This is a genomic window from Streptomyces sp. NPDC055013, assembly GCF_053608645.1.
Map to the genome: position 1 here is coordinate 1 of NZ_JBSGVW010000058.1, position 23,183 is coordinate 23,183.

The following is a 23,183-nucleotide window of genomic DNA, read 5'->3' on the forward strand; positions in this document are numbered from 1 at the left end:
CCAACCCCAACCGCCGGTCCGAGGACGGACACCCCCCGGCACGGCCCCGACCCACAACGAAACAGCAGGCGCTACGCGAACCCCCACCACACAGCCACAGGCCGCCGCAGGCATAGACGCCCAACCGCCAGAGGCCCCCGCAGGCACCCCCCGCCCAACCACCGGAGGATCAGTCAGTCACGTCAATCGCATACCGATTCGTCTCCACCCCCGCCGCAGTAACCACCTGCACGTCCACCCGCCCAGGCTCAACCTCCACCGGCACAGGCACAGTCAGCACCGCATCCGTCGGATTGCTGAACCCCCCGCTCACCGGCACCAACGGCACATGCACATGCACCGCCCCGACCCGCACCACCATCCGCGACAGCCGTTCCGCCCCCTGCGCCCCCGGCGGCACGAACCCCGCTCCCCGAATCTCGATGTCGTCGCCGGTACGGATAGGCGCGTCCAGATCCCCCGCCTCCCGCGCCCGCACCACGGAAAGGATCACCGGCCGCCCGCCTTCCGCATACTTCCCGGCCAGGTAGGTGGCCGCCGAGATCAGCACCACCACCGCCAGCCCCCACGGCAGATCCGGCAACTGATCCGGCCGCCGCCCCAACCGCACCGCCGCGAACAGCAGCGCAACCCCGCCGATCACGACGTACTGGATGTCGGCGAACGTCCCCCGCCCCGCGTCATCCGTCAGCAGATCCGCAGCCCGGGGCCGATCCGCCCGCAGCTTCTGCAGCCGCTGCCCGAGCACCCGCACCCCGACGACCCGCCGCACGAGCACCGCGATCGCACACACCACGGCGAGCACGGTCACGACACCCGCGCCACGCTCCAGCTCAAGGCCGGCGATCAGCGCGTCGCGCTCCGCGTGGCCGGACGCCACCGCCAGCTGCCCCACCAGCACGAGCACGGCGTACGCGACGAACAGCACCCACGCCCCGGCCACCGCACGCGACGTGGACAGCCGGTTGTCCTCACCGATGACAGGCGCCAGCGCCCCACCCCGCGCCCGGTGGAACCACGACGCCGCGGTCAGCGCCCCGCCCGTCACCAGCGCGGCCAGCAGTCCGGCCGTACGCGCGGCCGTCCACCCCGCGCCGATCGCCGTGAACGCCTGCCCCAGGAGCAACGCCACGACCAGTGCCCAGACCACGCACGCCGTACGCGACCACAGCCGCGCCAGCCACGCCTCCCCCTCGGCCCGCCCCCGCTGGGCGACGAGTTCTGCGGACTGCGTCAACTCCTCGGAGACCCACTGCCGGGAGGCGGAGGCCGAGTGGGCCACGGCCGCCGGCAGTCCCTGCCCGGCCGCGAACTCGTCGCGCTTCAGCAGGAACTCGGCGACCGCACGCCGATGCCCCGCCCGCGCCCCGTGCGGACAGTCCCCACAGGTGCAGCCGCCCCCATGCGCGCCCACCACCGCGCCCCCATGCCCAGCCTCCTGCACCGCCACGCCCGACGCCCGCCTTCCCGACAACCCTCACGAACTCACGAACCCACGAAGTCACGAACTCACGGCCCTCGGGGCACTACGCCCTTCACAGGCCCCCGACAGCCCTCAAGGCCTTATAGCCGCATGGCCCACCGATCGGCAGCCCGATCTCAGATACCGGCCATCACCGTTTTCGGACATCGCTGCCCTCGACCATCGCCGCACCACCGCCGACGACCGACAACTGCCGGAGGGCGACAGCGAATTGTCCCGCACCCGGCCCGCTCCCCACCCGGCAGGTCCGGTCGGTGCGGGTGAAGACAAGGCCACCGAGTTGACCCGGCTGCGAGAATTTCTGCATGGCCGAGATCATCCAGCGCGACGGGACCTGGGCCTTCGACGGCACAACGGTCCGGATCACGCCGGGCCTCCACCGCTCCGTGCCGCTGTTCCGGCAGACGTACGGGGAGATCGCCGTACCCCTGGAAGCCGTCGCAAGCATCGTCTTCGAGCCCGAGCGCAGGCGCGGACGGCTGCGTATGCGGCTGCGTGAGGGCGCCGACCCGCTCCTCCAGGCGACCGGCGGCCGGCTCCCCGACCCCGCCGACCCCTATCGGCTGACGGTGGACATCGACCGTGCCGGGGTCGCCGAGTATGTCGCCGAGGAGATCCGCCGCGCGCTGCTGCTGGACCAGATCCCCAAGGAGCCGACCAAGGCCTACCTCCTTCCCGGCCCGCCGGTCCCGGTCTCCGTCCGTTCCTCCGACGGCACGGTGTCCTTCGACGGCGTCCAGGTGCGGATCGACTGGTCGGACACCTCCGAGCGGGTCAAGCGGGCGACGGGTCCGCGGATCATCAACGTAGGCGACCTGGTCCAGGTCGAATGGCTGCCCAACTCCGGTTACGAGGACGGCTTCCTGCGCTTCGTGACCCGCGAGACGGCGTTCTCCAAGCTGCCGCCCGAGAAGGATCCGTACGCCCTTGACCTGTGGGGCAGCGCCCGCCGCGATCTGCTCACCGCCCTGGTCGCCACCGCGGTCACCGCCCGTCTGCCGCACCCGTCCACTCACCCCGGCGTCACGGACCCCACCGACCGCCCGCAGCTTGCGGTGTCCGTTCCGCCCCAGGCCGACCATCACGACGTACTCCTGCGCAGACTGCGGGAGTTGGGCGAGCTGCACCGGGACGGGGTGCTCACGGACGAGGAGTTCGCGATGACGAAGGCGGTCGTCCTCCGCAGCTTCTGATCGCCGCCCACAGACCACCCCACCGCTGACCGCGGAAGGCCCTCTGCCCTCTGAATCCTCAGCTCAACGGCCCCCTGAAACCCTCAGCTCAGCAGATCCGGCTCGCTCCGGCTGACGTCCTGCCACAGCGGCTGGTAGTTGATCCACGCCACCAGATCCCCGCCCAGCTGCTCCCGCGTGGCCACCGCCTGCCGATGCTCGATGAGGACCGGACGACCCGCCGCCCTGGCCGTCAGCTGCACCTGGCTGGAGCGTTCCATGGACAGGAACCACCAGGCCGCCGCGTCCACCGAGTCTCCGACGGTCAGCAGCCCGTGGTTGCGCAGCACGAGGGCCTTGTGCGTGCCCAGTGCGGCCGCGATGCGTCGACCCTCCAGGGCGTCGACCGCCACGCCCGAGTAGGCGTCGTAGAGGGCGTGGTCCTCGTAGAAGGCGCAGCTCTCCTGTGTGATCGGGTCGAGGAGCTCGCCGAGCGCCGCTAGGGCCCGCCCGTGCACCGAGTGGCAGTGGGCGACCGCGACGACGTCCGGGCGCGCGGCGTGGACCTGGGAGTGCACGGTGAACGCGGCCTGGTTGACGTGGTAGCGGCCATCGATCACCTGCCCCTCGGAGTTGGCGAGGACCAGGTCGCTGACGGTGACGTGCCGGAACGGCATCCCGAACGGGTTGACCCAGAAGCAGTCGCTGAACTCCGGATCGCGCGCGGTGATGTGTCCGGAGACTCCGTCCTCGAACCCGAGCCGCCCGAAGATCCGCAGCGCGCCCGCGAGCCGCTCCTTTCGGTGTCGGCGCTCGTCCTCGACCGAGTCGTGCATGGGCGGCATCGCGAACTGCAGGCGGTCGGTCGGCAGGGGCGAGGGCGGGGTGGACCCGAGGGGCGTCCCGTGCATGTGTCCTCCAGCACTGGGTTGCTTACGGGGCGGAAGTTACCGTCGGTCAGCGCAGGAAAACAGAGTTGTTCTGTAAAGATGACGCACGCAACGCCCGCGCGGGCCGGTTGGACGCATACCCGACAGCAGATGTCGGGTTTCGGCGCCACACTCACCGTATGACAGCGAACTGGGCAACCTTCACCGCGGCCGAGCCGGACCTCGCCCGCATCGCGGAGGAGCGCTTCGGCGCCTTCACGCACCACGTCCTCGCCACCCTCCGCAAGGACGGCTCCCCGCGCACCACCGGCCTGGAGGTCCGCTTCCTGAACGGCGAGCTGTGGCTCGGCATGATGCCGGACTCGCTCAAGGCCCTCGACCTGCGCCGCGACCCGCGCTTCGCGCTCCAGGCGAACCCCGGGGAGGGGCAGTCCATGGGCGGCGGTGACGTACGGATCGCCGGGCGGGCGATCGAGGTCGAGGACCCCGGGACGAAGGCCGCATACGGCGAAGAGGTGGAACCGCCGGAGCCGTTCCACCTCTTCCGTACCGAGCTCACCGAGGTCGTGAGGACCTACATCGAGGACGACAAGTACCTCGTCGTCAAGATCTGGCAGCCCGGCCGGCCCCTGCGCACGATCAAGCGCACCTAGGGCCTGCCCCACTCGGCAACGGGGCCTACTCCCACTCGATGGTGCCCGGCGGCTTCGAGGTCACGTCGAGGACGACGCGGTTGACGTCCCGCACCTCGTTGGTGATCCGCGTCGAGATCTTCGCCAGCACGTCGTACGGCAGCCTCGACCAGTCGGCGGTCATGGCGTCCTCGCTCGACACCGGCCGCAGGACGATCGGGTGGCCGTAGGTCCGGCCGTCACCCTGCACGCCCACGCTGCGGACGTCCGCGAGCAGGACCACCGGGCACTGCCAGATGTCGCGGTCGAGGCCGGCGGCCGTGAGCTCCTCGCGGGCGATGGCGTCGGCCTCGCGCAGCAGGTCCAAGCGCTCCTTGTTGACCTCGCCGACGATGCGGATGCCCAGGCCGGGGCCGGGGAAGGGCTGGCGCTGGACGATCTCCTCGGGCAGGCCCAGCTCCTGGCCGACCATCCGGACCTCGTCCTTGAACAGCTGGCGTAGCGGCTCGACGAGCTCGAACTCGATGTCGTCGGGGAGGCCGCCCACGTTGTGGTGGGACTTGATGTTGGCGGTGCCGGTGCCGCCGCCGGACTCGACGATGTCCGGGTAGAGGGTGCCCTGCACGAGGAAGGCGACCTCGGGACCCTCCTCCTGGAGGATCTCCAGCTGGGCCTGCTCGAAGACCCGGATGAACTCACGGCCGATGATCTTCCGCTTCTCCTCGGGGTCCGAGACCCCGGCGAGCGCCTTGAGGAACCGCTCCTCCGCGTCCACGACCTTCAGCTGTACGCCGGTCGCGGCCACGAAGTCCTTCTCGACCTGCTCGGTCTCGCCCTTGCGCATCAGGCCGTGGTCGACATACACGCAGGTCAGCTGGGAGCCGATGGCCTTCTGGACCAGCGCCGCGGCGACTGCGGAGTCCACGCCGCCGGACAGCCCGCAGATGGCGCGCCGGTCGCCGACCTGCTCGCGGATGGCCGCGACCTGCTCCTCGATGACATTGCCGGTGGTCCAGTCCGGCTTCAGGCCCGCGCCGCGGTACAGGAAGTGCTCCAGCACCTGCTGGCCGTGCGTGGAGTGCATGACCTCGGGGTGGTACTGGACGCCGTACAGCTTCTGCTCGTCGTTCTCGAAGGCGGCGACCGGGACGACGTCCGTGGAGGCCGTCACCGTGAAGCCCTCGGGGGCGGCGGAGCAGGCGTCGCCGTGCGACATCCACACGTGCTGCTCGGCCGGAGTGCCCTCGAAGAGGGTGGAGGACGACTTCGAGACATGGAGATCGGTACGGCCGTACTCGCGCGAGCCGGTGTTGTCGACCGTCCCGCCGAGGCTCTGCGCCATGAGCTGGAAGCCGTAGCACATGCCGAAGACGGGGACGCCGGCCTCGAAGAGTGCGCGGTCGAGGCGGGGGGCGCCCTCCTCGTACACGGACGAGGGGCCGCCGGAGAGGATGATCGCCGCCGGGTTCTTGGCGAGCATCTCGGCGACCGGCGTGGTGCTCGGCACGATCTCGCTGTAGACCCGGGCCTCGCGGACGCGACGGGCGATGAGCTGGGCGTACTGCGCACCGAAGTCGACGACCAGGACGGTGTCGGGGGCGGCTGCGGGGTTCGCTGATGACACGGGTTGCCTTCCGGCGGTGAGCGAGGTGTGTGTGAGGCCGAGTCTACCGGGGTCCGCGGGGCCCCCTTCGGGGCAAGCCCGGTCTCAGGATGCGAACCGCCTTGGACTCCCTCGGGCGGCACGGCATACTGGCCCCATGCTCACGCACCCGACCTTCCTCTTTACCTATGGCAACCGGCCCACCGGCTGCCATGGTCGTGCTGCTTGAGCAACTGACAAGCGACTTCCCAGGCGCCCCGGGCCGACAAGGTCCGGGGCGCCTGGCGTTTGCGGATCCTGCCGCTCCGGGGCGACCGCCCCAGCCTCCACAGGAGCCCCGAATGACTGCCACCGCCGCCGAAAAGACCGGCGCCCGCACCCCCGAGGCCGCCGGCGTGATCACCGGTGCCCGTGAACGCATCGACGCGCTCGACGACCGGATCATCGGTCTGATCCAGGAACGCATGGCCGTCTCAGCGGTGATCCAGGAGGCGCGGATCACCTCGGGCGGCCGGCGCGTGAACCTCTCCCGCGAGATGGAGATCCTCAACCACTACAGCGAGGCGCTGGGCAAGCAGGGCACCTCGCTGGCGATGACCCTTCTGGAGCTGTGCCGCGGCCGGATCTGAATCCACGTTCCGGGGACAGACGTACGCATCCGCTCTCACCCGTCCGGAGCGTGACACCTTCCCGGCCCCTTCGTTGGTACCGGTGTCCGTGCCAGCCAGGGACGGGCCCGAAAGAACCACGCGTGGCTCGCTGGAGCGATGTGGCGTACGGATCGTCCCGTGCGTCGTGGGACCTCGCTCCAGGAAAGTGACCGGACGGCAGGGGACAGCAGCCCGGTCACCCAAGAGAACGGTCGGCTCCGGGGACGCCCGGGGCCGGCCGGCGGAAAGGGCAGGACGGAGTAACGCCGGGATCGAGCGGTTGCGGTGGCCGAGCCCGTCCAGCACGATGCGTAGAAAGCTCCAAGTCCCTCCGTGGACACCCGCAACTCCCTCGGCCCGGCCGTGCGCTGACGCACTGCCAGAGGTCGAGACACACAGGCCAGCGGCGCAACCCCCCGGCGCCGCTCCCCAGGCACCGACGCTGCCCTGACGTCGGTGCTGACGAAAGAAGGGCCCCGCGGCTCCGTCCCGCGGGGCCCTTCTCATGCCCACCGGGTGCCCAGGGCCCCGTCAGGTGCGGGTCACGGTGCCGCACTCCGTCTCGGGTTCGCCCTCCTCCAGCCCCTTGCTGCGGTCGTACGGATCACGGGCCGCTCCGGACGGCGTGGGTCCGTCGTACAGATCGGCCAGGAACATGGGGTGGATCAGCCCATCGCTTCGCTCGCAGTCGTCGTTGGCTATCTCGCCGTCGAGCTCGAACACCCAGATGCGGCCCTCGGTTCCCTGGTACTTGACGGGATCGGATACGTCCACCGTGACGACCCGGCGCACGATCGTGCGGGCCACCTCGTCTTTGCCGCCGGCCCTGACCGCCGCATACACAAAGGTGTAGTCGGCCCGGATGAGCGCCTTACCGGCACCGTCCCCGGGTGCGACCGTCATGCGGCCGCGGAGCCGCACGTCTCCGCCCACGAGCTCGACCTCCTTCGGGTCGAAGCGGGTGAAGGTCCACTTGGGATCGGCGTCGGCCGTGGGACGGCGCAACTCGGACCGCAACTGGGCGAGGTAGTCGTTCTGCAAGGGGTCGATGAGCGCCAGCGCCTTCTTGGGCTCGGCGCCGTTCAGCACCTCGCGATCGAGGTTCGAGGCGACCAGGAACTCCTTCGTCAGTCGCAGCGCCGTCTCGATCCGCGCGGCGGAGACCCCGCCGACGGCCTTGGCCTTCGGCACCTCGATGGCGGCCGCGCCGGCGGCCCACTTCTCGGCCGGGGAGCCCACGAAGGGCCGGGAGCGGGTGGGGGTGCCGGCCGTGCCGGCAGGTGCGGCGCTCGGGGCGGTGGACTCCGCCGGGAGCGGTGTCGTCCGGGCGGTACCGGGTCCGCCCGCGGCCAAGGGGTCGCCCGGCAGCAGCGACGGCCACACTCCCACCGCGACCACGGCGACGGCGACGGCCGCACCGAGGATCTTCCACAGCTTGCTCGGGGCGGTGGCGGGTCTGGGTTCCTCGGACGGGTTGTCGGTCACGGTGGTGTGCTCTTCCTCTCAGCGGGCCGTAGGCCGGCTGAGCGTACGTCAGCTGTGGATCACCGAGCAGAGGCCCCCAGTGTGATGCAGATCACGTGATGCAGGCCACATAAGAAACTTGTTAGTGACAGTGCAACCATTCACAGCCGTCACTGATCAAACCGTGCGTACCAAGGGCCACTCCCGCGCCCCACACGCGGAGGCCTCCCTGTATGCGCGTGCTGCGACATCGCAGCACTCCGGACTTTCGAGGTCTTCATGAAGCTTCGCCGTGCCCTGGCCACTGCGGCCGCGACGGCAGTCATAGCGCCGATCGCACTGCTGTCCGCGCCGGCCGCGTTTGCCACGGACGACACTGCGACGCCGACGGCGTCGGAGAGCACGCCGGCCGCCGAGGAGAGCACGCCCGCGGCCGAGGAGAGCACGCCGGCCGCCGAGGAGTCGACCCCGGCCGCCGAGGAGAGCACGCCCGCGGCGGAGGAGAGCACCCCCGCCGCGGAGGAGAGCACGCCGGCCGCCGAGGAGTCGACCCCGGCCGCCGAGGAGAGCACGCCGGCCCCGGAGGAGAGCACCCCCGAGGACGACCCCTCCTGGAACCCGTACGAGGACTGCGAGACCTTCGACCTCGACGACAACCTCAAGGCCGAGATCTCCGGCCTGCCGAGCAAGATCGTCGCGGGTTCGGGCTGGCACAACTTCGAGTTCGTCGCCACGAACAACTCCGACAAGGACCTGGAGAACGTCTGGATCGAGGCGTTCACCGAGTACGCGGAGGAGAACGTCGACGAGTCGCTGTACCTGGACATGGCCGAGATCCAGGTCAAGCAGGACGGCAAGTGGACCAGCAGCTACCAGGACTTCTACAAGGACGAGGACGGCGAGGTCGTCTTCACCGGCAGCTTCGTCGCCTCCCTGGACAAGCTGGAGGCGAACTCCTCCTCCACGCTCGACCTGCGCGTGCGCGTGAAGTCGTCCGCCCCGGCCGGTTCGTCCTTCGCGCTGAGCCAGGCGATCTACGCGGGCGACGACGCCGCGTGCTACGGCAACGGTGAGTTCTACGAGTTCACCGTGCTCGCCGCGGGCAGCAACCCGGGTGACGTCGACCCGGCCAAGCCGAACGGTGAGAAGCCCTCGGGCGTCGACGGCAAGAAGCCGCAGGGCGAGGTCCAGGAGGTCACCGGCAACCTCGCCGAGACCGGCGCCGACTCCAACCTCCCGGTCATCGGCACCATCGGTGGCATCGCCATCGTCGCCGGTGCGGGCGTCGTGTTCGCCATGAAGCGCCGCAAGGTCGGTGCGGAGGCCTAAGCCTCACCGAAGCTCTACGCAAGACGGAGAAGGACCTGCGCTCGGAGGGGGGCGCAGGTCCTTCTCTTTTGTCGGCTGTCGCGTCGCCGGCCGCTACTTCTTGGGCGGCACCGCCGGTATCCCGAGGAACGGCAGCTTCAGGGCCCCGAAGGCCTCCGCCGGGACCACCGGGGACTGCGGCTCGACGGGCTTGAGGCGTTCGTACGCCGCTCCCTGCGCCGGGCGCTGATCCGCCTCGCCGTTGTTGGGCCAGTACGACATCGCCCGCTCGGCCTGTGCGGTGATCGTCAGGGAGGGGTTGACGCCGAGGTTGGCGGACACCGCCGCTCCGTCGACGACCGAGATGCCGGGGTGGCCGTACAGACGGTGGTACGGGTCGAGTACGCCGGTCTCGGGCGAGTCACCGATCGGGCAGCCGCCGAGGAAGTGGGCGGTGAGAGGGGTGCCCATCAGCTCGCCGACGTTGGAACCGGCGAAGCCGTTGATGTCGGCCGCGATCACCGAGGCGGCCTCCGAGGCGGCCTTGATCTGCTTGGGGTTGGGGGCGCCGTGGCCCTGGCGGGCGGTCAGCAGGCCCTTGCCCACGCCGTCCTGCTTCAGATACGTCGTCAGCGAGTTGTCCAGCGACTGCATCACCAGGCCGATGATGGTCCGCTCCGACCAGCGGCGGTTGGACAGGGAGCGCAGGACGAGGAGGGGATGGCGGACCGCGTTCGCCAGCCAGGCGCCGGCCCGCGAACGGCCGTCCGCGTAGGGCACCTGCAGGATCGACAGGCCGCCCATCGCGTTGGAGCCCCTGCCGTAGCGGACCGGCTCGATGTGGGTGTTCTCGTCGGGGTGGATCGAGGACGTGATGGCGACCCCGCGCGTGAAGTCGACCTTCGGCTGCCCCGTCGCCTTGCGGTAGCGCCGGTTGTCGGTCTGGGCGCCGACCACGGCCTCCGAGTTGGTGCGGGTCAGCTCGCCCAGCTTCGCCGAGAGGTGCGGCAGTTGGCCGCCCGCCTTCATCCGGTGCAGCAGGGTCTGGGTGCCGTAGGTACCGGCGGCGAGGACCACCTTGCGGGCCTTGAACAGCCTGGCCTCGCCCTTCTTCCCGCGGTCGGTCGGCAGGGTCGCCACGGCGAAGCCGCCCTGCGAGTCGTCCGTGACCGAGACGACCGTCGTCAGGGGGTGGACCACCGCGCCCGCCTTCTCGGCCAGGTAGAGGTAGTTCTCGTTGAGGGTGTTCTTCGCGCCGTGCCGGCAGCCGGTCATGCACTCACCGCACTCGGTACACGCCTTGCGCGCCGGTCCCGCCCCGCCGAAGTAGGGGTCCGGCACCTCCTTGCCGGGCTCGGCCCGCAACTCCCCCTCGGCGTCCTTGCCGTCGCCGAAGAACACGCCGACCGGCGCCATGTGGAAGCTGTCGCCGACGCCCATCCGCTCGGCAGCCGCCTTCAGGTGGACGTCCGACGGGGTCATCGTCGGGTTGATCCGTACGCCGAGCATGCGCTGCGCCTGGTCGTAGTACGGCTTCAACTCCTCCTGCCAGTCGGTGATGTCACGCCACTGAGGGTCGTCGAAGAAGGCCTTCGGCGGTACGTAGAGGGTGTTGGCGTAGTTCAGTGAGCCGCCGCCGACGCCCGCTCCCGCCAGCACCATGACGTTGCCCAGCAGGTGGATGCGCTGGATGCCGTACATGCCGAGCTTGGGGGCCCAGAGGTAGTTCTTCAGGTCCCAGGAGTTCTTGGGAAGGGTCTCGCGGGTCCAGCGGCGGCCGGCTTCGAGGACACCGACGCGGTAGCCCTTCTCCGTCAGGCGCAGCGCCGTTACGGACCCTCCGAACCCCGACCCGACGACGATGACGTCATAGTCGTATCCGGAGCCGTCGTCCTGTTTCTGGGCAGAGTTCTCCTGTGACACTTGCTCTCCTCATTGAAAGCGGTGAAGCGGCGGTGCGGTCGAGCGGGATCTAGCGGAAGCGGAACGCCTTCATCAGGCGCAGGCTCCGGCTCATGAACTGCGCGTACTTCTCGTCGTCCATCCCCAGCGACGGTGCCATCGGCAGCAGCCGCTGCTGGGCGACCGTCTGGGCCTCGGTGTACTTGAGGATGCCCTCGGAGCCGTGGCGGCGGCCGAGGCCGGAGTCCTTCATGCCGCCCATGGGCGACTGGACGCTGCCGTATGCGGGGGCGTAGCCCTCGTTGACGTTGACCGTGCCGGTGCGCAGACGGGCGGCGACCGCGCGGCCACGGCTGCCGTCCTTCGTCCAGACCGACGAGTTGAGGCCGTACGGCGTGGAGTTGGCGAGTTCGATCGCCTCCTCCTCGGTCTTGAAACGGTAGATGGAGACGACCGGGCCGAAGGTCTCCTCGGAGCAGACGGCCATCGGCGCCTCGACGCCGTCGAGGATCGTCGGCTCGAAGAAGTACGGGCCGATGTCGGGGCGGGCGGTGCCGCCGGCGACGAGCTTCGCGCCCTTGGCGACGGCCTCCTCCACATGCCGGGTGACCGTCTCCAGCTGGCGCTCGCCGACCAGGGAGCCCATGTCGGCGCCGTACGCGAGGGACCTGCCGAGCCGCATCGCCTTGGTGCGGGCGGCGAAGCGCTCCACGAAGGCGTCGGCGACGGACTCGTGGACGTACAGGCGCTCGATGGAGATGCACAGTTGGCCGGCGGAGGAGAAGCAGGCGCGGACGGCGCCGGCGGCGGCCTTCTCCACGTCGGCGTCCTCCAGGACCAGCATCGCGTTCTTGCCGCCGAGTTCGAGCGAGACGCCGACCAGGCGGGCGGCGGCGCCCTGGGCGACCTCGCGGCCGGTGCGGGTGGAGCCGGTGAAGGAGACGTAGTCGGCGTGCTTGACGACCTCGGGGCCGATGACCGGGCCCTCGCCGAGGACGACCTGGAAGACGTCGGCGGGGAGCCCCGCCTCGATGAGCAGGTCACGGGCCCACAGGGCGGTCAGGCAGGTCTCGGTGTCGGGCTTCATCACGACCGCGTTGCCCGCGACGAACCCCGGGAGCGCGTCGCCGACCGACAGCTCCAGCGGGTAGTTCCAGGGCGCGATCTGGCCGACGACACCGCGCGGGTGGCGCAGTTCGGTGACCTTGGTCAGCGTGGGCATGGCGCCCGCGTGCCGCTTCGGCTTCAGATAGGAGGGTGCCTTGCGGCCGTAGTGGCGGGCCGCGACGGCTACGGCCTGCACCTCCTCGTGGGCGTGCAGACGGGCCTTGCCGGTCTCCAGCTGGATGAGGTCGAGGACCTCGGCCTGACGTTCGAGCACCAGGTCGTGGAAGCGGAGCAGGACCGCGGCACGCTGCCGCACAGGGACCTGCGCCCAGACGGCCTGGGCCTTACGTGCCGCCTCGAAGGCCTTCTGCACGTCCTCGGGCGTGGATTCGGGCAGGTCGGCCAGCTTCTCGCCGGTGAACGGCGTGTGGTTCGCGGTACGGCCGGAGCCGGCCACGCCCTTGGTGAGCTGGGCCACCAGCTCGGGGGTCACCACGTCGGCGGCGGTACGGGCGCCCTCCGGGGCGGGGGCGAGGGGGTTCGTGCCGGTCTTGGCCGGGGCCTGCGCGTCCGTCATGAGCCGCAGAGTATGCCGCGACGGAGGCTTTGTGTACCCGTCGGTAACGGGGATTCACCGAGTGCTCACATGCTGCCAGTGTCCACTGGCAGTAAACACGCTGATCAGGGCGTTGCGCGGCGACGAGGAGGTGGCGCTCAGTCCGGTCCGATCTCAAGTCGGTCACGGGCGCCCTTGAAGACCGCGGTGCCCTTCTTCTCCGTGGGCGTGCCCTTTGGCATGTCGACGCGCAGCTCGTACATGCGCTCGTCGCCGGTGACCACGAACAGCTGCATGACTCGGCTCGGGGACTCCTCCTTGTCGTAGGTGATGTCGGACAGGACGGCGTCGTAGCCCTTGAAGGTGGTGCGTGTGGACTGGCCGCCGGCGTCGTTGTTGTAGCTGTTCCAGGTGTCGAGCGCGTACTGCGCCTGGTCCAGCAACGGACGGGGCGACCTGTCCCACAGAGTGAGGCGGACCTGGACGAGGCCGATGTCGTAGACGACGAGCCGGGGCTGGTCGGCGGCGCTGCCTTCCCGAGCCATCTCCTTGTACTCGGCCGGGAGGGAGAGCACGGCGTCCATCTCCCTCTCCCGGTGTGCGATCCAGTCGCCGGCGGTGGGGGTGGAGCCGGGGCGGGGGCTCGAGCTGCTCGGCGCCAGGGGGGCCGAGGAGTAGACGGGGTTCATCTCCTTGGGGCCGTCGTCCTTGTCGACGAGGAAGGAGGAGGTGGTGAACCAGGTGCCGGCCACGAGGAGGACGCCCAGGACGGCGACGGAAAGGGGGCGCAGCCGGGGGCGGCTCTTGGGCCCGGAGGGGGTCATGGCGGCGGTTGCCGGTTCGGGCAGTGCTTCGTGGGGTGCGTCCGGGGTTGCTCCGGGCGCCGCTTCGGAGGTCGGCGGCTCCTGCTCACCCGCTGCTTCGGACGCCGCTGTTTCGGAAGGTGCCGGTCCGGAAGGTGCCGGTCCGGAAGGTGTCCGTTCGGCGGCCGCCCGTTCCAAAGCCGCCGAGCCTGAGAGCCGCACCGTCCCCGCGTCCTCCTTGAACTCCCGTAGCCCCGAGGCGTCCTGGGGCCCCGCCCCCGCCGAACCCCCGGCGGGCTCCGGAACGGGCCACCCCTGCGCGACCGCCTCCAGCGCGGCGCCGACATCCTCCGCGTCGGGGCGCAGCTCGGGATCCTTCCCCAGCAGCCGCACGATCAGCGACCCCAGCGGCCCCGCCTGTCTCGGCTCGGGCGGGTCGGCGGCGAGGATCGCGGCGAGCGTGGACTCCAGGGTCGTACGGCGGAAGGGCGACCAGCCCTCCACGGCGGCGTACAGGAGCACGCCCAGCGACCACAGGTCGGAGGCGGGCCCGGCACCGCGGCCGGACATCCGCTCGGGAGCGATGAACTCCAGGGAGCCGACGAACTCGCCGCTGACGGTGAGGGATTCCTCGCCCTGGATGTGGGCGATGCCGAAGTCGGTGAGGACGACGCGGCGGTGGGCGCCGAGCAGCACGTTGGCGGGCTTGACGTCGCGGTGGACGATGCCGACGGCGTGCGCGGCGCGCAGGGCACCGAGGACGGCGACACCGATGCGGGCGGCCTCGGCGGCCTCCACCGGCCCGCGCTGGAGGACCTCGTGCAGGGACTCGCCGCGGACCAGCTCCATGACGATCCAGGGCAGTCCGTCCTCCACGACGACGTCATGGATCGCGACGGCGGCCGGATGGTCGACGCGGGCGGCGGCGCGGGCCTCGCGGTAGAGGCGGTGGGCGGCCCGCTGATGGCCCGCGTCCTCCGGGTGGCCGGGCAACCGTGGCTGCTTGACGGCGACTTCACGGTCGACCAGCTCGTCGAGTGCCCGCCAGACGGTGCCCATACCGCCGGAGCCGATGCGCTCGACCAGACGGTAACGCCCGCCGATCACACGCCCCTTGGGGCCGGTGCCGCCCCCGTCGCTACTCATGCCCCATGCCTACCTTGCGGGGCGGGCCCTTGGCCAGTTCAGAGCTTGCCGATGTCCAGGTTCGCGATGGTCGCCTGCGCCACCTCACGTCCGCGGACCGTGAAGTCGCCCTTGCCCGGGTAGCTGATCGTCACCTTGTACATGTCGCCCGCCGTGGTCTTGTAGTAGAAGATCTTCAGCTCGCGGGGGCGGGGGTTCTGGGTGTCGTCGGTGGTGTACTCGACCGTGTTCTCGGCGGACTGCTTGCCCTGGTACGTGGTCTGCCGTGTGTCGGTCCTGGGACCCTCGGGCATGTCGAGGTAGTCGTAGCTGCCCTGCTCCTTGAACGTCTCGTTGTCGGCGTACATCTGGGCCGCCGCGGAGTTCTTGATCTCGTTCGAGGTGTCCTCGGACTTGCGGGCGAGTCCCACCCTGATCCAGATGCTGCCGCTCCAGTCGGAGTAGGTGAGCCAGTTCTTGTCGGTGTCGTCGGCGTCCGGCTTGGTGAGCTGGTAGGCCGCGGGCACCTTGAGGGTCACACCCAGCTTCGGGTGCGCCCGCTGCGTCCAGCCGTCCGGCGTGGACCCCGCAAACGGATCCGCGATCACCAGATAGGCCGCCACGGCGCCCGCGACGAGGGCCGCCCCGATGCCGAGCAACGCCTTGCGCCCCAGCAGGATGCCTCCCTTGGCGCCCTCCGCGACCCGCACGATCTGCGTCGTCGGAGCCGGCGCCGGCGGGTTGGCCGTCTGTTCCAGCAGCGCACGCGTCTGCGCGGCGTTCGGGCGGCGGGCCGGGTCCTTCTGGAGCAGGCCGTTGATGGCCTCGGCGAGCGGGCCCTGCGCGGCTGCGGGCGGCGCGGGCGTGGCGTTGAGGACCGACTGGAGGGTCGCCGGGGTGTTGCTGCGGCGGAACGGCGACACGCCCTCCGTCGCCGCGTACAGGACGACGCCCAGGGACCACAGGTCGCTCGCCGGTCCCGGCCGCTGTCCCAGCACCCGCTCCGGCGCGATGTACTCGGGCGAGCCGACGAAGCCACCCGTGTCGGTCAGGTTGGTCTCGCCCTCGATCTGGGCGATGCCGAAGTCGGTGAGCACGACGCGGTCGTGGCGGCCGAGGAGGACGTTGTCCGGCTTCACGTCGCGGTGCAGGATGCCCGCCGCGTGCGCGGCCTCCAGCGCGCCGAGGACTTCGAGGCCGATTCTCGCCGCGTCCCGGGCACCGAGCGTGCCTTCCTGCAGCGCGTCGCCCAGCGTGCGGCCCTGCACCAGCTCCATCACGATCCACGGCTGGCCGTCCACGACCGCGACGTCATGCACGTTCACGACCGCCGGATGGTCGAGCCGCGCCGCGGCGCGGGCCTCGCGGCGCATCCGCTCGAAGGCGTTGGCGCGTTCGCGATCGGGAAGGTGATCAGGTACGCGGGGCTCCTTGACGGCGACTTCGCGGTCCACCGTCTCGTCCTTGGCCCGCCAGACGGTACCCATCCCACCGTGCCCGAGCTTGGCGAGCAGCCGGTAACGGCCGGCTATCAGGCGTCCGGTACCGGGGTCCGGGGTGGGCGGCGTGGCGGGGTGGGCGGGCCGGTAGGGCGCACCCTGCTGCGGCACGGCTTGCTGCGGTACGGCCTGAGTCGGCGACGCGTACGGGTTGCCCGGGTGAGGAACGGGACCGGGCGGGTTCGGCTGCGGTGGTTGCAGTTCGAAACTCGTCGGCTCGTCGGACCGGTAAGGGGCTCCCCCGTTGCTGCTCATACGTCCATCCATATCGCGGTAAGCGCCTCGGTATCCAGCGGGAATGCTTTCCGGTCACAGAGCCGTGACTCAGCTCGCAACTTATCTCCGCTTTATCCGAGGTTGGCCGGCGCGAGGGGCGACGGGGTGGTGGTGGCGCGGGGTGAGAGGGGGCTGGTGGGTGTGCCGGGGGTACTGGAGGGGCGGGGGCGGGGTGCGCCGGAGGGGGTGACCGTGCCGGGCTTGGTGGAGGGACTTGCCGTACCGGATCCGCCGGACGGGCTTGCCGTACCGGGTCCGCCGGAGGCGCTCGGCGTACCGGGTCGGCTGGAGGCGCTCGATGTCCCGGTCGGTCCGGCCGACGTCCCCGGTGTCGAGCCGGGCGGCACCACGCCCCCGTCCCCGCCCCGGCTCACCAGCAGGGCCGCCGCCGACACCCCTGCGACCGCCATCGCGGCGACCAGTACGACGGTGGCCAGTTTGCTGCGCGTCGAATACGCGCCTTCCCCGCCGCCGACCGGGCGTACGGCAGACCTGCCGAACCGTTTCTCCGCAAGCACACGCCCCGTGTCCAGGAACTCCCGCAGCATCCGCTCGGCCCCCTCCGCGTCCAGCCGCAGCGCCGGATCCCGCTCCAGCAGCCCCTGAACGACGGGCAGGACCGGCGCCGCCTGCGCGGGCGGACAGATCTCGTCGGACACGACGGCCAGCACGATGCCGCTCAACGAGTCGCGCCGGAAGGGCGATTCACCACTCAGGGCCGCGCACAGCAGCGCGCCCACCGACCACAGGTCGGATGCGGGCCCGGTCCTGGAGTCGGACATCCGCTCCGGTGCGGTGTACTCGGGCGAGCCGACGAAGGACCCGGACTCGGTGAGCGTGGTCGCGCCGGCCACCTGGGCGATGCCGAAGTCGGTGAGGACGACGCGGTCGGTGCCGTTCTCGATGAGCACGTTGGCCGGGGTGATGTCGCGATGCAGGACGCCGGCCGCGTGGGCCGTCTGCAACGCGCTCAGCAGGTCGGCGCCGATCCGGGCGGCCTCCGGCGCGTCGACGGGGCCGTGCGCCGCCATCCGGTCGGCGAGGGAGTCGCCGTCCACCAACTCCATCACGATGTAAGGGCGTTCGTCGTCCTCCAGGATGTCGTGGACGACGATGACGTGCGGGTGGCTCAGCTGCGCCACCGCCTGCGCCTCGCGCAACGTGCGCTCACGCGCCCGCCGGGCCTCGGCCGCGGAGAGCGTCTCGTCGAGGGGGAGCTCTTTTACGGCCACCCTTCGTCCGAGCAACTGATCGGTCGCCTGCCATACGACACCCATGCCGCCGCGACCGAGCCTCGCCTCGAGACGGTAACGCCCCGCGATCACACGGAAGTTGGCTCCCTCGGTCCCCATGCGCCCCATCATGCAGCACCGGACGGATCGACTCCGGGGCGCCGATCGGCCAACTATGCAAAGCAGCAAAGGGTTCCAAAAGCCGCGGGATGCTCGCCGGGGGGGGGTGGGGAGGCTTGAGTGTCGGGGGGTGGGGTGGGGCCGGGGCGGGGTTTTGTGGAGGGCTCCGGGGCGGGTGCGGGGAGGGGGGCGGGGCAGGTGCCGGGAAGTCTCGGGGGCCGGTGTCGAGAGGGGCTTGGGACAGGTGCCGGGAAGCCTCGGGGGCCGGTGCCGAGAGGGGCTCGGGACAGGTGCCGAGAAGCCTCGGAGGCCGGCGTCGAGAGGGGCTCAGGACAGGTACCGGGAAGCCTCGGGAGCCGGTGCCGAGAGGGGCTCAGGACAGGTACCGGGAAGCCTCGGGAGCCGGTGCCGAGAGGGGCTTGGGACAGGTACCGGGAAGCCTCGGGAGCCGCGCCCCAGGGGCACCCCAGCCCGGCACTCAGCGAGAACTCACGGGAGGCGTCCGCCGCGAAGTATCAGGCCCCGCACACCGTGGAGAGCCCCCATGCCACGCAATTCCTCGGCAGCCACCCACCATCATGTCCTCGCCAGCAGCCCGCGTCAGAAACTACTGGACCGTTTGGAGTCAGGGCCCGGTGAGCCAGCGTCAGGGCCCAGCGCTCCCTCGCCACAGGCCCAACAGGCACGCCCCGCCGGGAAACCCCATGATCACCGGGAGGACCTCGCCGCCTTCGCACCTCAAGCCACTGGGCCACCCACAACGAGCAGTCCCGCGAGCCCCCTGGGACCCCCGCCGCAAGGTGCAAGTCCGCTCAGGAGCTACCGCCGCCGCTCGCCTGCCACCCCTGCAGCACCGCGGTGAACTGCTTGCGTGCCGTTGCCCAGTCCGCCTCGGGGGAGGACATGTAGATCGCGTACTCCGTGCCGTCCCGGTCGATGTACGCCTGGTCGATGGCGCGGCGCGGGCCGGGGAAGGGGGTGTCCTTGGCCTGTGCCTCCCACGTGTACTCCCACAGGGAGCCGTCGCGGTCGCGGTAGAGGTTCCGCTTCAGGGACACCGTCTCGTACGCCACCAGCCGCTCCCCCACCTGCTGCTCCAGGTCGGCCAAGTGGTCGTAGGCGTTCGCGAAGTCGGGCGAGGTGTCGACGGCGATGCGGACGAAGTGCTCGCCGCCGTCAGGCGAGTAGTCGACCTGCTGGAGGCCTTCGATCTCCTTGCCGACCACCTCCCTCTCCCACCCCGCGGGCAGGTAGAGGCTGAAGCCGAGTGGGTCCTCGTAGCGCTTCCAGGACGACGGAACCCCGGCCTCCGGGCGCGCTGTCTCACTCGGAGTGGAGCCGGGCGAGGAAGCAGCGGGCGTGCCACCGCTCCCCGGACCCCACCTGTGCAGCACCACGGCGGTGCTCCCGCCGATGATCGCGGCGATCGCGACGACGAGGGCGAGCGTGCGCAGCCGACGGCGTCTGCGCGGCGGCCGGGCGGGGGCGGCACCCGTGCCGGTGCCTGCGGTGGCGTACTGCGGGCCGATCGTCGTGGGCCCGTTCATCGGCGGGTACGGCGTACCGGTCACCGGAGTCTGCGCCCCGGTGGGCACGGGCGCCCCGGCGTGCCCGGACCCCGTGCGCGCCTCCGGCTCGTACCGCGTGTGCTGTGTGGGGACGTACACCTGCGCCGCGCTGGGCCGCCGTCCCTCCGCCGCCTCGGCCAGCATCTGCTCGGCCTCGGCGGCGCCGGGCCGGGTGGCCGGATCCTTGCGCAGCAGGGCGCTGATCACGGGCGCGAGAGCGCCGGCGTGCTGCGGATCGGCGGCCTCCTCCTCGACCACCGCCTGCATGGTGCCCAGCGGCGAGGTCCGGCGGAAGGGCGAGCGGCCCTCCACGGCCGTGTAGAGCGTCGCGGCGAGCGCCCACAAGTCGGAGGAGGGGCCCGGGTCGTGGCCGCGGACGCGCTCGGGGGCGAGGTAGTCGACGGAGCCGACGACCTCTCCGGTGCGCGTGATGGTGGAGTCGCCCTCGATCTGGGCGATGCCGAAGTCGGTCAGCAGGACGCGGCCGTCCTCGGAGAGCAGGACGTTGCCGGGCTTGACGTCGCGGTGCAGGACACCGGCGGAGTGCGCGGCGCGCAGCGCCCGCAGCACCCACAGGCCGATACGGGCGGCCTCGGTCGGCTCGACGCGTCCGCTCTCCTTGACCGCGTCGGCCAGCGAGTGCCCCTCGACCAGCTCCATCACGATCCACGGCCGGCCGTCGTGCTCCAGCACGTCGTGCACGGTGACGACGGCGGAGTGGTTGATGCGCGCGGCGGCACGCGCCTCGGCGCGGGTGCGGGCGAGCAGCCGCTCCTGGTCGCTTTCGGAGACGTAGAGCGCGGCGGTCAGCTCCTTGATCGCGACGGCCCGATGCAGCACCTCATCATGCGCACGCCACACCCGGCCCATGCCGCCGCTGCCGATCGCGTCGGCGAGCCGGTAGCGGCCCGAAATGAGCTGGCCCTGCATCTGATTCACGTTGCCCCGCAATGCTCTTGACAGGGTCAGGTTAAGGACCGGTCGACTCGACGGGAACCACGGGGGTGCCAAGGAGACCCCACTGTGATGGTTGTCGCTTTCGCCGCGACGAAGCAACCATCAAGCCTTTGTCACACAGGGTTTGCACCAGAAATCAGCCGGTGACCTGATAGGTCGCCGACGCCTGCTCGAACAACCGCGTCACCTCGTCCCGCTCGGCCTCCGGGCCGCGCACCTGCACGACGTGGTACTTCCCGCCGATCAGGATCGCGACATTGCGCACGAAAATCTCGCGCCCCTGGTCGTCGGTCCAGGTGAACTGCCCTTCGGCCATGGTCCGCTCCCCGACCTGAATGGTCTTCAGCCCACTGGAGGAGGCCCAGCTGGAGTCGCGGTAGGGCTGCAACTCCCGCTCGTGCTCCCGCTGGTAGACCATGGGGTCGCTGCCGTACTGCGCCGTGGTGTCCCGGCCCGGTACGACGATGAGGTCGAAGTCGCCGTGCGCGTACACCACCTGGCCGCGCCCGTTCTCCGGTGTGCGGTCCCAGCCGTTGGCCACGGCGACCTGGAAGCCGGCCGTGTCCTTGCGCAGGGTGAAGCCGTCGGGGACCTCGGGGCCGTTGGTCTGCGTCTCGGTCGAACCGGCCGACTCCGAGGGGCTGTTGTCCGACGCCGGGGAGGTCTGGTCGGGCCGCGGCTCGCTGCTCGCGTCGGCGGACTGGTCGGGCGCCTCGCTCGCCTGTCCCGCGGCTCCGGTGCGATCGGCGTCCGCGGTGGCGCCGTCGCCCTGGTCGGCCTTCGGCATGAACAACATGGCGTACGCGATCGCCGCGGCCATACCGAGCAGCACGAGCACCAGCAACGTACGTCCGAGCCTGCGCGGCGAGTGTGCCGCCTCCTGCTTGGCCCGCTTGTGCCGCCCGTGATGCGCGGGCAGTCCGGCCCGCCGCCTGCGCACCAGCTCGCCCCGGCGCCGCACGATCGGCAGCCGGTTCGGATCGACCGGCGGGGCGGCGACGACATGCGCACCGGCCTCCGGCTCGGGCGCGGACCGCACGAGCGAACGCAGCCAGCCGCGCACTTCCTCGAAGTCGAGGCGCTCGGTGGGGTCCTGACGCAGCAACGACTCCACGACCGGCCTGAGCGGTCCGCACTCCTCGGCGTAGGCGGGCGGCTCCGCGCACACCATCTGCACCAACTCGGCCGTCGACTCCTCCGGATACGGCGCATGCCCCTGTACGGCCCGGAAGAGCAGCGCCCCCAGCGCCCACAGGTCGGTCGCGGGCCCGATCGGCGCCGCCAGCTGCCAGTTCTCGTGCACCGGCCCGGCCTGCTCGGGCGCCCACCGCTCGGTCACAGGCCCGACCACAGCCATCCGCGCCTGCCGTGCCCGCTCCGCGGCGAGCGCGGTCGTGGGCCCTCGGTGGGCCGGAGTACCGGCTACCAGGTCGCCCCAACGGGTCGCGGGTTGGGCGGAGTCGCCGACGGGCGGCGGGGTGGGCGCGCCGGGAGTGACGGGCACGCCACGCACAGCCGAGCCCGGGGTGCCGGGGGCAGGAGTCCCCTGCGCGGGAAAACCGCCGGCGCCGGGCGGGGGCACGCGTGTGTCATACGGTGCGCCGGTGGCCCCGGGCTGCCCGCCCGGCCCCGCCGGCGGAAGTGCGGTACGGCCCTCACTCGGCGCGGCTCCACCGGCCCCGGTCCGCGGCGCGGCGCCGTGCCAGGGCGTGGCCCGCGTGCCGTACGGGTCGGCGATCTGGCCCGGAGGCGTGGTGATGCCGTTGCCGGAGTGGTACGGCTGCTGCGCCGAGCCGTTGGCCTGGGAGGCGCGGTCGCCTTCGGTTGCCGGGCGCCCCGCGGGCAACGCCGCCCGCCCGTTCTGCGCCTCCTGCACCCGGGCCGCCGCACGGGCGCCCGCCCGATACGCGGCGATGGCTCCGGCCCGCGCGGCCCTGATGTCCCCACCGGTTTCGAGGGTGCCACCCGGTGCCGCGTCCGAGGCTCCCGCCCCAGGGCCGGTCTCGGTCGCCGGCAGCGGCAGCCCCCCGGTGGCGCGCGCCTCTATGGCGGCACGCCTTGCAGCCTCAGGGTCCACGCCGACAGCGTCGGCGTGTGGGCCGGGTGCCCCGGGGCCACCCGGGCCGCCGAACTCTCCCCCCGAAGCCGCCCCGCCCCCGAATGTCCCGGCGGCGCCGTCCCCGGCACCGTCCTCGACCGGAACCGGGTCATACCCGCACAGCGCCTCCTCCGCGGCCCCGACCGCGAGCCCGGTCAGCATCACCCGGCCGTCGTCGCAGACGAGCACCGTGCGGGCGGTGATGTTCCGGTGGACCCAGCCGTGCGCGTGCAGCACCCGCAGCGCCATGAGGACGTCGGAGGCGACCTCGGCCGCCCGGTACGGCGTCAGCGGCTTCTCGGCGAGCAGCGCGGCCAGCGGGCGCGCACCCACCAACTCACTCACTATCCACAGTGAACCGCCCTCGGCGAACACGTCGAAGACCTGGTCCAACCGCGGATGGTCGGGGATCCGGGCCGCGGCCTGCGCCGCCTCGACCGCCCGCCGCACGGCGGGATCGCTGGGCCGCCGCGTGCTCGAACCCGCCGGGGCCCGTCGCCCCGGCCCGCGCGCGTCACGCGCCGTGAAACCGTCGGGCAACCCCTCGGCGTCGAGCACCTCCGCCTCGACGACCTCCGGCAACGGGACCTGCCGGACCAGGACTTCCTGCCCGCTGTACGTGTCGAAGGCGCGCGTCTCGGTGAGTTCGTACTCGTCGGACGGCGGCAGCGGCAGGCGGTAGCGGTCGGCCAGTACCCGACCCGCATAGTCCTCCACGTTGCCTCCCCCGGCCGCCCG

At 71.4% G+C, this 23,183-nt stretch carries 15 protein-coding genes; 4 read left to right on the forward strand and 11 right to left on the reverse strand.

The window, feature by feature from the left end; genetic code table 11:
- Positions 1 to 169: 169 nt before the first annotated feature.
- A complete protein-coding gene (locus ACWGDB_RS39895) occupies positions 170 to 1,450 on the reverse strand; it encodes a hypothetical protein (protein ID WP_453826961.1) in 1,281 nt (426 codons plus the stop codon).
- Between the two features lie 338 nt (positions 1,451 to 1,788).
- On the opposite strand from ACWGDB_RS39895, the gene ACWGDB_RS39900 reads away from it, so the two are divergent.
- Positions 1,789 to 2,676, forward strand: a complete 888-nt coding sequence (locus tag ACWGDB_RS39900; RefSeq protein ID WP_453826962.1) for a DUF4429 domain-containing protein — start codon at positions 1,789 to 1,791, stop codon at positions 2,674 to 2,676.
- An 83-nt stretch (positions 2,677 to 2,759) separates the two neighbouring features.
- Here the strand turns inward: ACWGDB_RS39900 and ACWGDB_RS39905 are convergent, their stop codons facing one another.
- A complete protein-coding gene (locus ACWGDB_RS39905; RefSeq protein ID WP_453826963.1) occupies positions 2,760 to 3,566 on the reverse strand; it encodes a class II aldolase/adducin family protein in 807 nt (268 codons plus the stop codon).
- Positions 3,567 to 3,724: 158 nt separating this feature from the next.
- On the opposite strand from ACWGDB_RS39905, the gene ACWGDB_RS39910 reads away from it, so the two are divergent.
- Positions 3,725 to 4,198, forward strand: coding sequence for a pyridoxamine 5'-phosphate oxidase family protein (locus tag ACWGDB_RS39910; RefSeq protein WP_328879846.1), 474 nt, complete (start codon positions 3,725 to 3,727; stop codon positions 4,196 to 4,198).
- Positions 4,199 to 4,223: 25 nt separating this feature from the next.
- Here ACWGDB_RS39910 and guaA read toward each other — a convergent pair whose 3' ends face one another.
- Entirely contained in the window at positions 4,224 to 5,801 is a 1,578-nt protein-coding gene (gene guaA / locus ACWGDB_RS39915; RefSeq protein WP_453826964.1) for a glutamine-hydrolyzing GMP synthase, read from the reverse strand.
- 191 nt (positions 5,802 to 5,992) lie between these two features.
- Between guaA and ACWGDB_RS39920 the strand changes: the two genes are divergently transcribed.
- Positions 5,993 to 6,409, forward strand: a complete 417-nt coding sequence (locus ACWGDB_RS39920; RefSeq protein ID WP_453826980.1) for a chorismate mutase — start codon at positions 5,993 to 5,995, stop codon at positions 6,407 to 6,409.
- Between the two features lie 552 nt (positions 6,410 to 6,961).
- On the opposite strand, the gene ACWGDB_RS39925 is transcribed toward ACWGDB_RS39920, so the two are convergent.
- A complete protein-coding gene (locus tag ACWGDB_RS39925; protein ID WP_453826965.1) occupies positions 6,962 to 7,915 on the reverse strand; it encodes a hypothetical protein in 954 nt (317 codons plus the stop codon).
- 258 nt (positions 7,916 to 8,173) lie between these two features.
- Between ACWGDB_RS39925 and ACWGDB_RS39930 the strand changes: the two genes are divergently transcribed.
- Positions 8,174 to 9,223 (forward strand): LAETG motif-containing sortase-dependent surface protein, encoded by a 1,050-nt coding sequence (locus ACWGDB_RS39930; protein WP_453826966.1) that lies wholly within the window; start codon positions 8,174 to 8,176, stop codon positions 9,221 to 9,223.
- Positions 9,224 to 9,316: 93 nt separating this feature from the next.
- Here the strand turns inward: ACWGDB_RS39930 and ACWGDB_RS39935 are convergent, their stop codons facing one another.
- From ACWGDB_RS39935 to ACWGDB_RS39965, 7 genes are all read right to left on the reverse strand, one after another.
- The gene (locus tag ACWGDB_RS39935; RefSeq protein ID WP_453826967.1) at positions 9,317 to 11,125 is read right to left on the reverse strand and encodes a GMC family oxidoreductase N-terminal domain-containing protein; all 1,809 of its coding nucleotides are present in this window, start codon (positions 11,123 to 11,125) and stop codon (positions 9,317 to 9,319) included.
- Between the two features lie 49 nt (positions 11,126 to 11,174).
- The gene (locus tag ACWGDB_RS39940) at positions 11,175 to 12,788 is read right to left on the reverse strand and encodes a succinic semialdehyde dehydrogenase (protein ID WP_453826968.1); all 1,614 of its coding nucleotides are present in this window, start codon (positions 12,786 to 12,788) and stop codon (positions 11,175 to 11,177) included.
- Positions 12,789 to 12,925: 137 nt separating this feature from the next.
- The gene (locus tag ACWGDB_RS39945) at positions 12,926 to 14,716 is read right to left on the reverse strand and encodes a protein kinase domain-containing protein (protein WP_453826969.1); all 1,791 of its coding nucleotides are present in this window, start codon (positions 14,714 to 14,716) and stop codon (positions 12,926 to 12,928) included.
- Positions 14,717 to 14,754: 38 nt separating this feature from the next.
- Complete coding sequence (locus ACWGDB_RS39950) at positions 14,755 to 16,449, reverse strand: serine/threonine-protein kinase (RefSeq protein ID WP_453826970.1); 1,695 nt, start codon at positions 16,447 to 16,449, stop codon at positions 14,755 to 14,757.
- Between the two features lie 92 nt (positions 16,450 to 16,541).
- Positions 16,542 to 17,822 (reverse strand): protein kinase domain-containing protein, encoded by a 1,281-nt coding sequence (locus tag ACWGDB_RS39955; protein WP_453826971.1) that lies wholly within the window; start codon positions 17,820 to 17,822, stop codon positions 16,542 to 16,544.
- An 812-nt stretch (positions 17,823 to 18,634) separates the two neighbouring features.
- Entirely contained in the window at positions 18,635 to 20,320 is a 1,686-nt protein-coding gene (locus ACWGDB_RS39960) for a serine/threonine-protein kinase (protein ID WP_453826972.1), read from the reverse strand.
- A 163-nt stretch (positions 20,321 to 20,483) separates the two neighbouring features.
- Entirely contained in the window at positions 20,484 to 23,162 is a 2,679-nt protein-coding gene (locus ACWGDB_RS39965; protein WP_453826973.1) for a protein kinase, read from the reverse strand.
- Positions 23,163 to 23,183 lie beyond the last annotated feature (21 nt).

Coding starts and splice junctions, on each gene's coding strand:
- ACWGDB_RS39900 (WP_453826962.1), top strand. CDS start 1,789: ATGGCCGAGATCATCCAGCGCGACGGGACCTGGGCCTTCGACGGCACA.
- ACWGDB_RS39905 (WP_453826963.1), bottom strand. CDS start 3,566: ATGCACGGGACGCCCCTCGGGTCCACCCCGCCCTCGCCCCTGCCGACC.
- ACWGDB_RS39910 (WP_328879846.1), top strand. CDS start 3,725: ATGACAGCGAACTGGGCAACCTTCACCGCGGCCGAGCCGGACCTCGCC.
- ACWGDB_RS39920 (WP_453826980.1), top strand. CDS start 5,993: ATGGTCGTGCTGCTTGAGCAACTGACAAGCGACTTCCCAGGCGCCCCG.
- ACWGDB_RS39930 (WP_453826966.1), top strand. CDS start 8,174: ATGAAGCTTCGCCGTGCCCTGGCCACTGCGGCCGCGACGGCAGTCATA.
- ACWGDB_RS39940 (WP_453826968.1), bottom strand. CDS start 12,788: ATGACGGACGCGCAGGCCCCGGCCAAGACCGGCACGAACCCCCTCGCC.
- ACWGDB_RS39945 (WP_453826969.1), bottom strand. CDS start 14,716: ATGAGTAGCGACGGGGGCGGCACCGGCCCCAAGGGGCGTGTGATCGGC.
- ACWGDB_RS39950 (WP_453826970.1), bottom strand. CDS start 16,449: ATGAGCAGCAACGGGGGAGCCCCTTACCGGTCCGACGAGCCGACGAGT.
- ACWGDB_RS39955 (WP_453826971.1), bottom strand. CDS start 17,822: ATGGGGACCGAGGGAGCCAACTTCCGTGTGATCGCGGGGCGTTACCGT.
- ACWGDB_RS39960 (WP_453826972.1), bottom strand. CDS start 20,320: ATGCAGGGCCAGCTCATTTCGGGCCGCTACCGGCTCGCCGACGCGATC.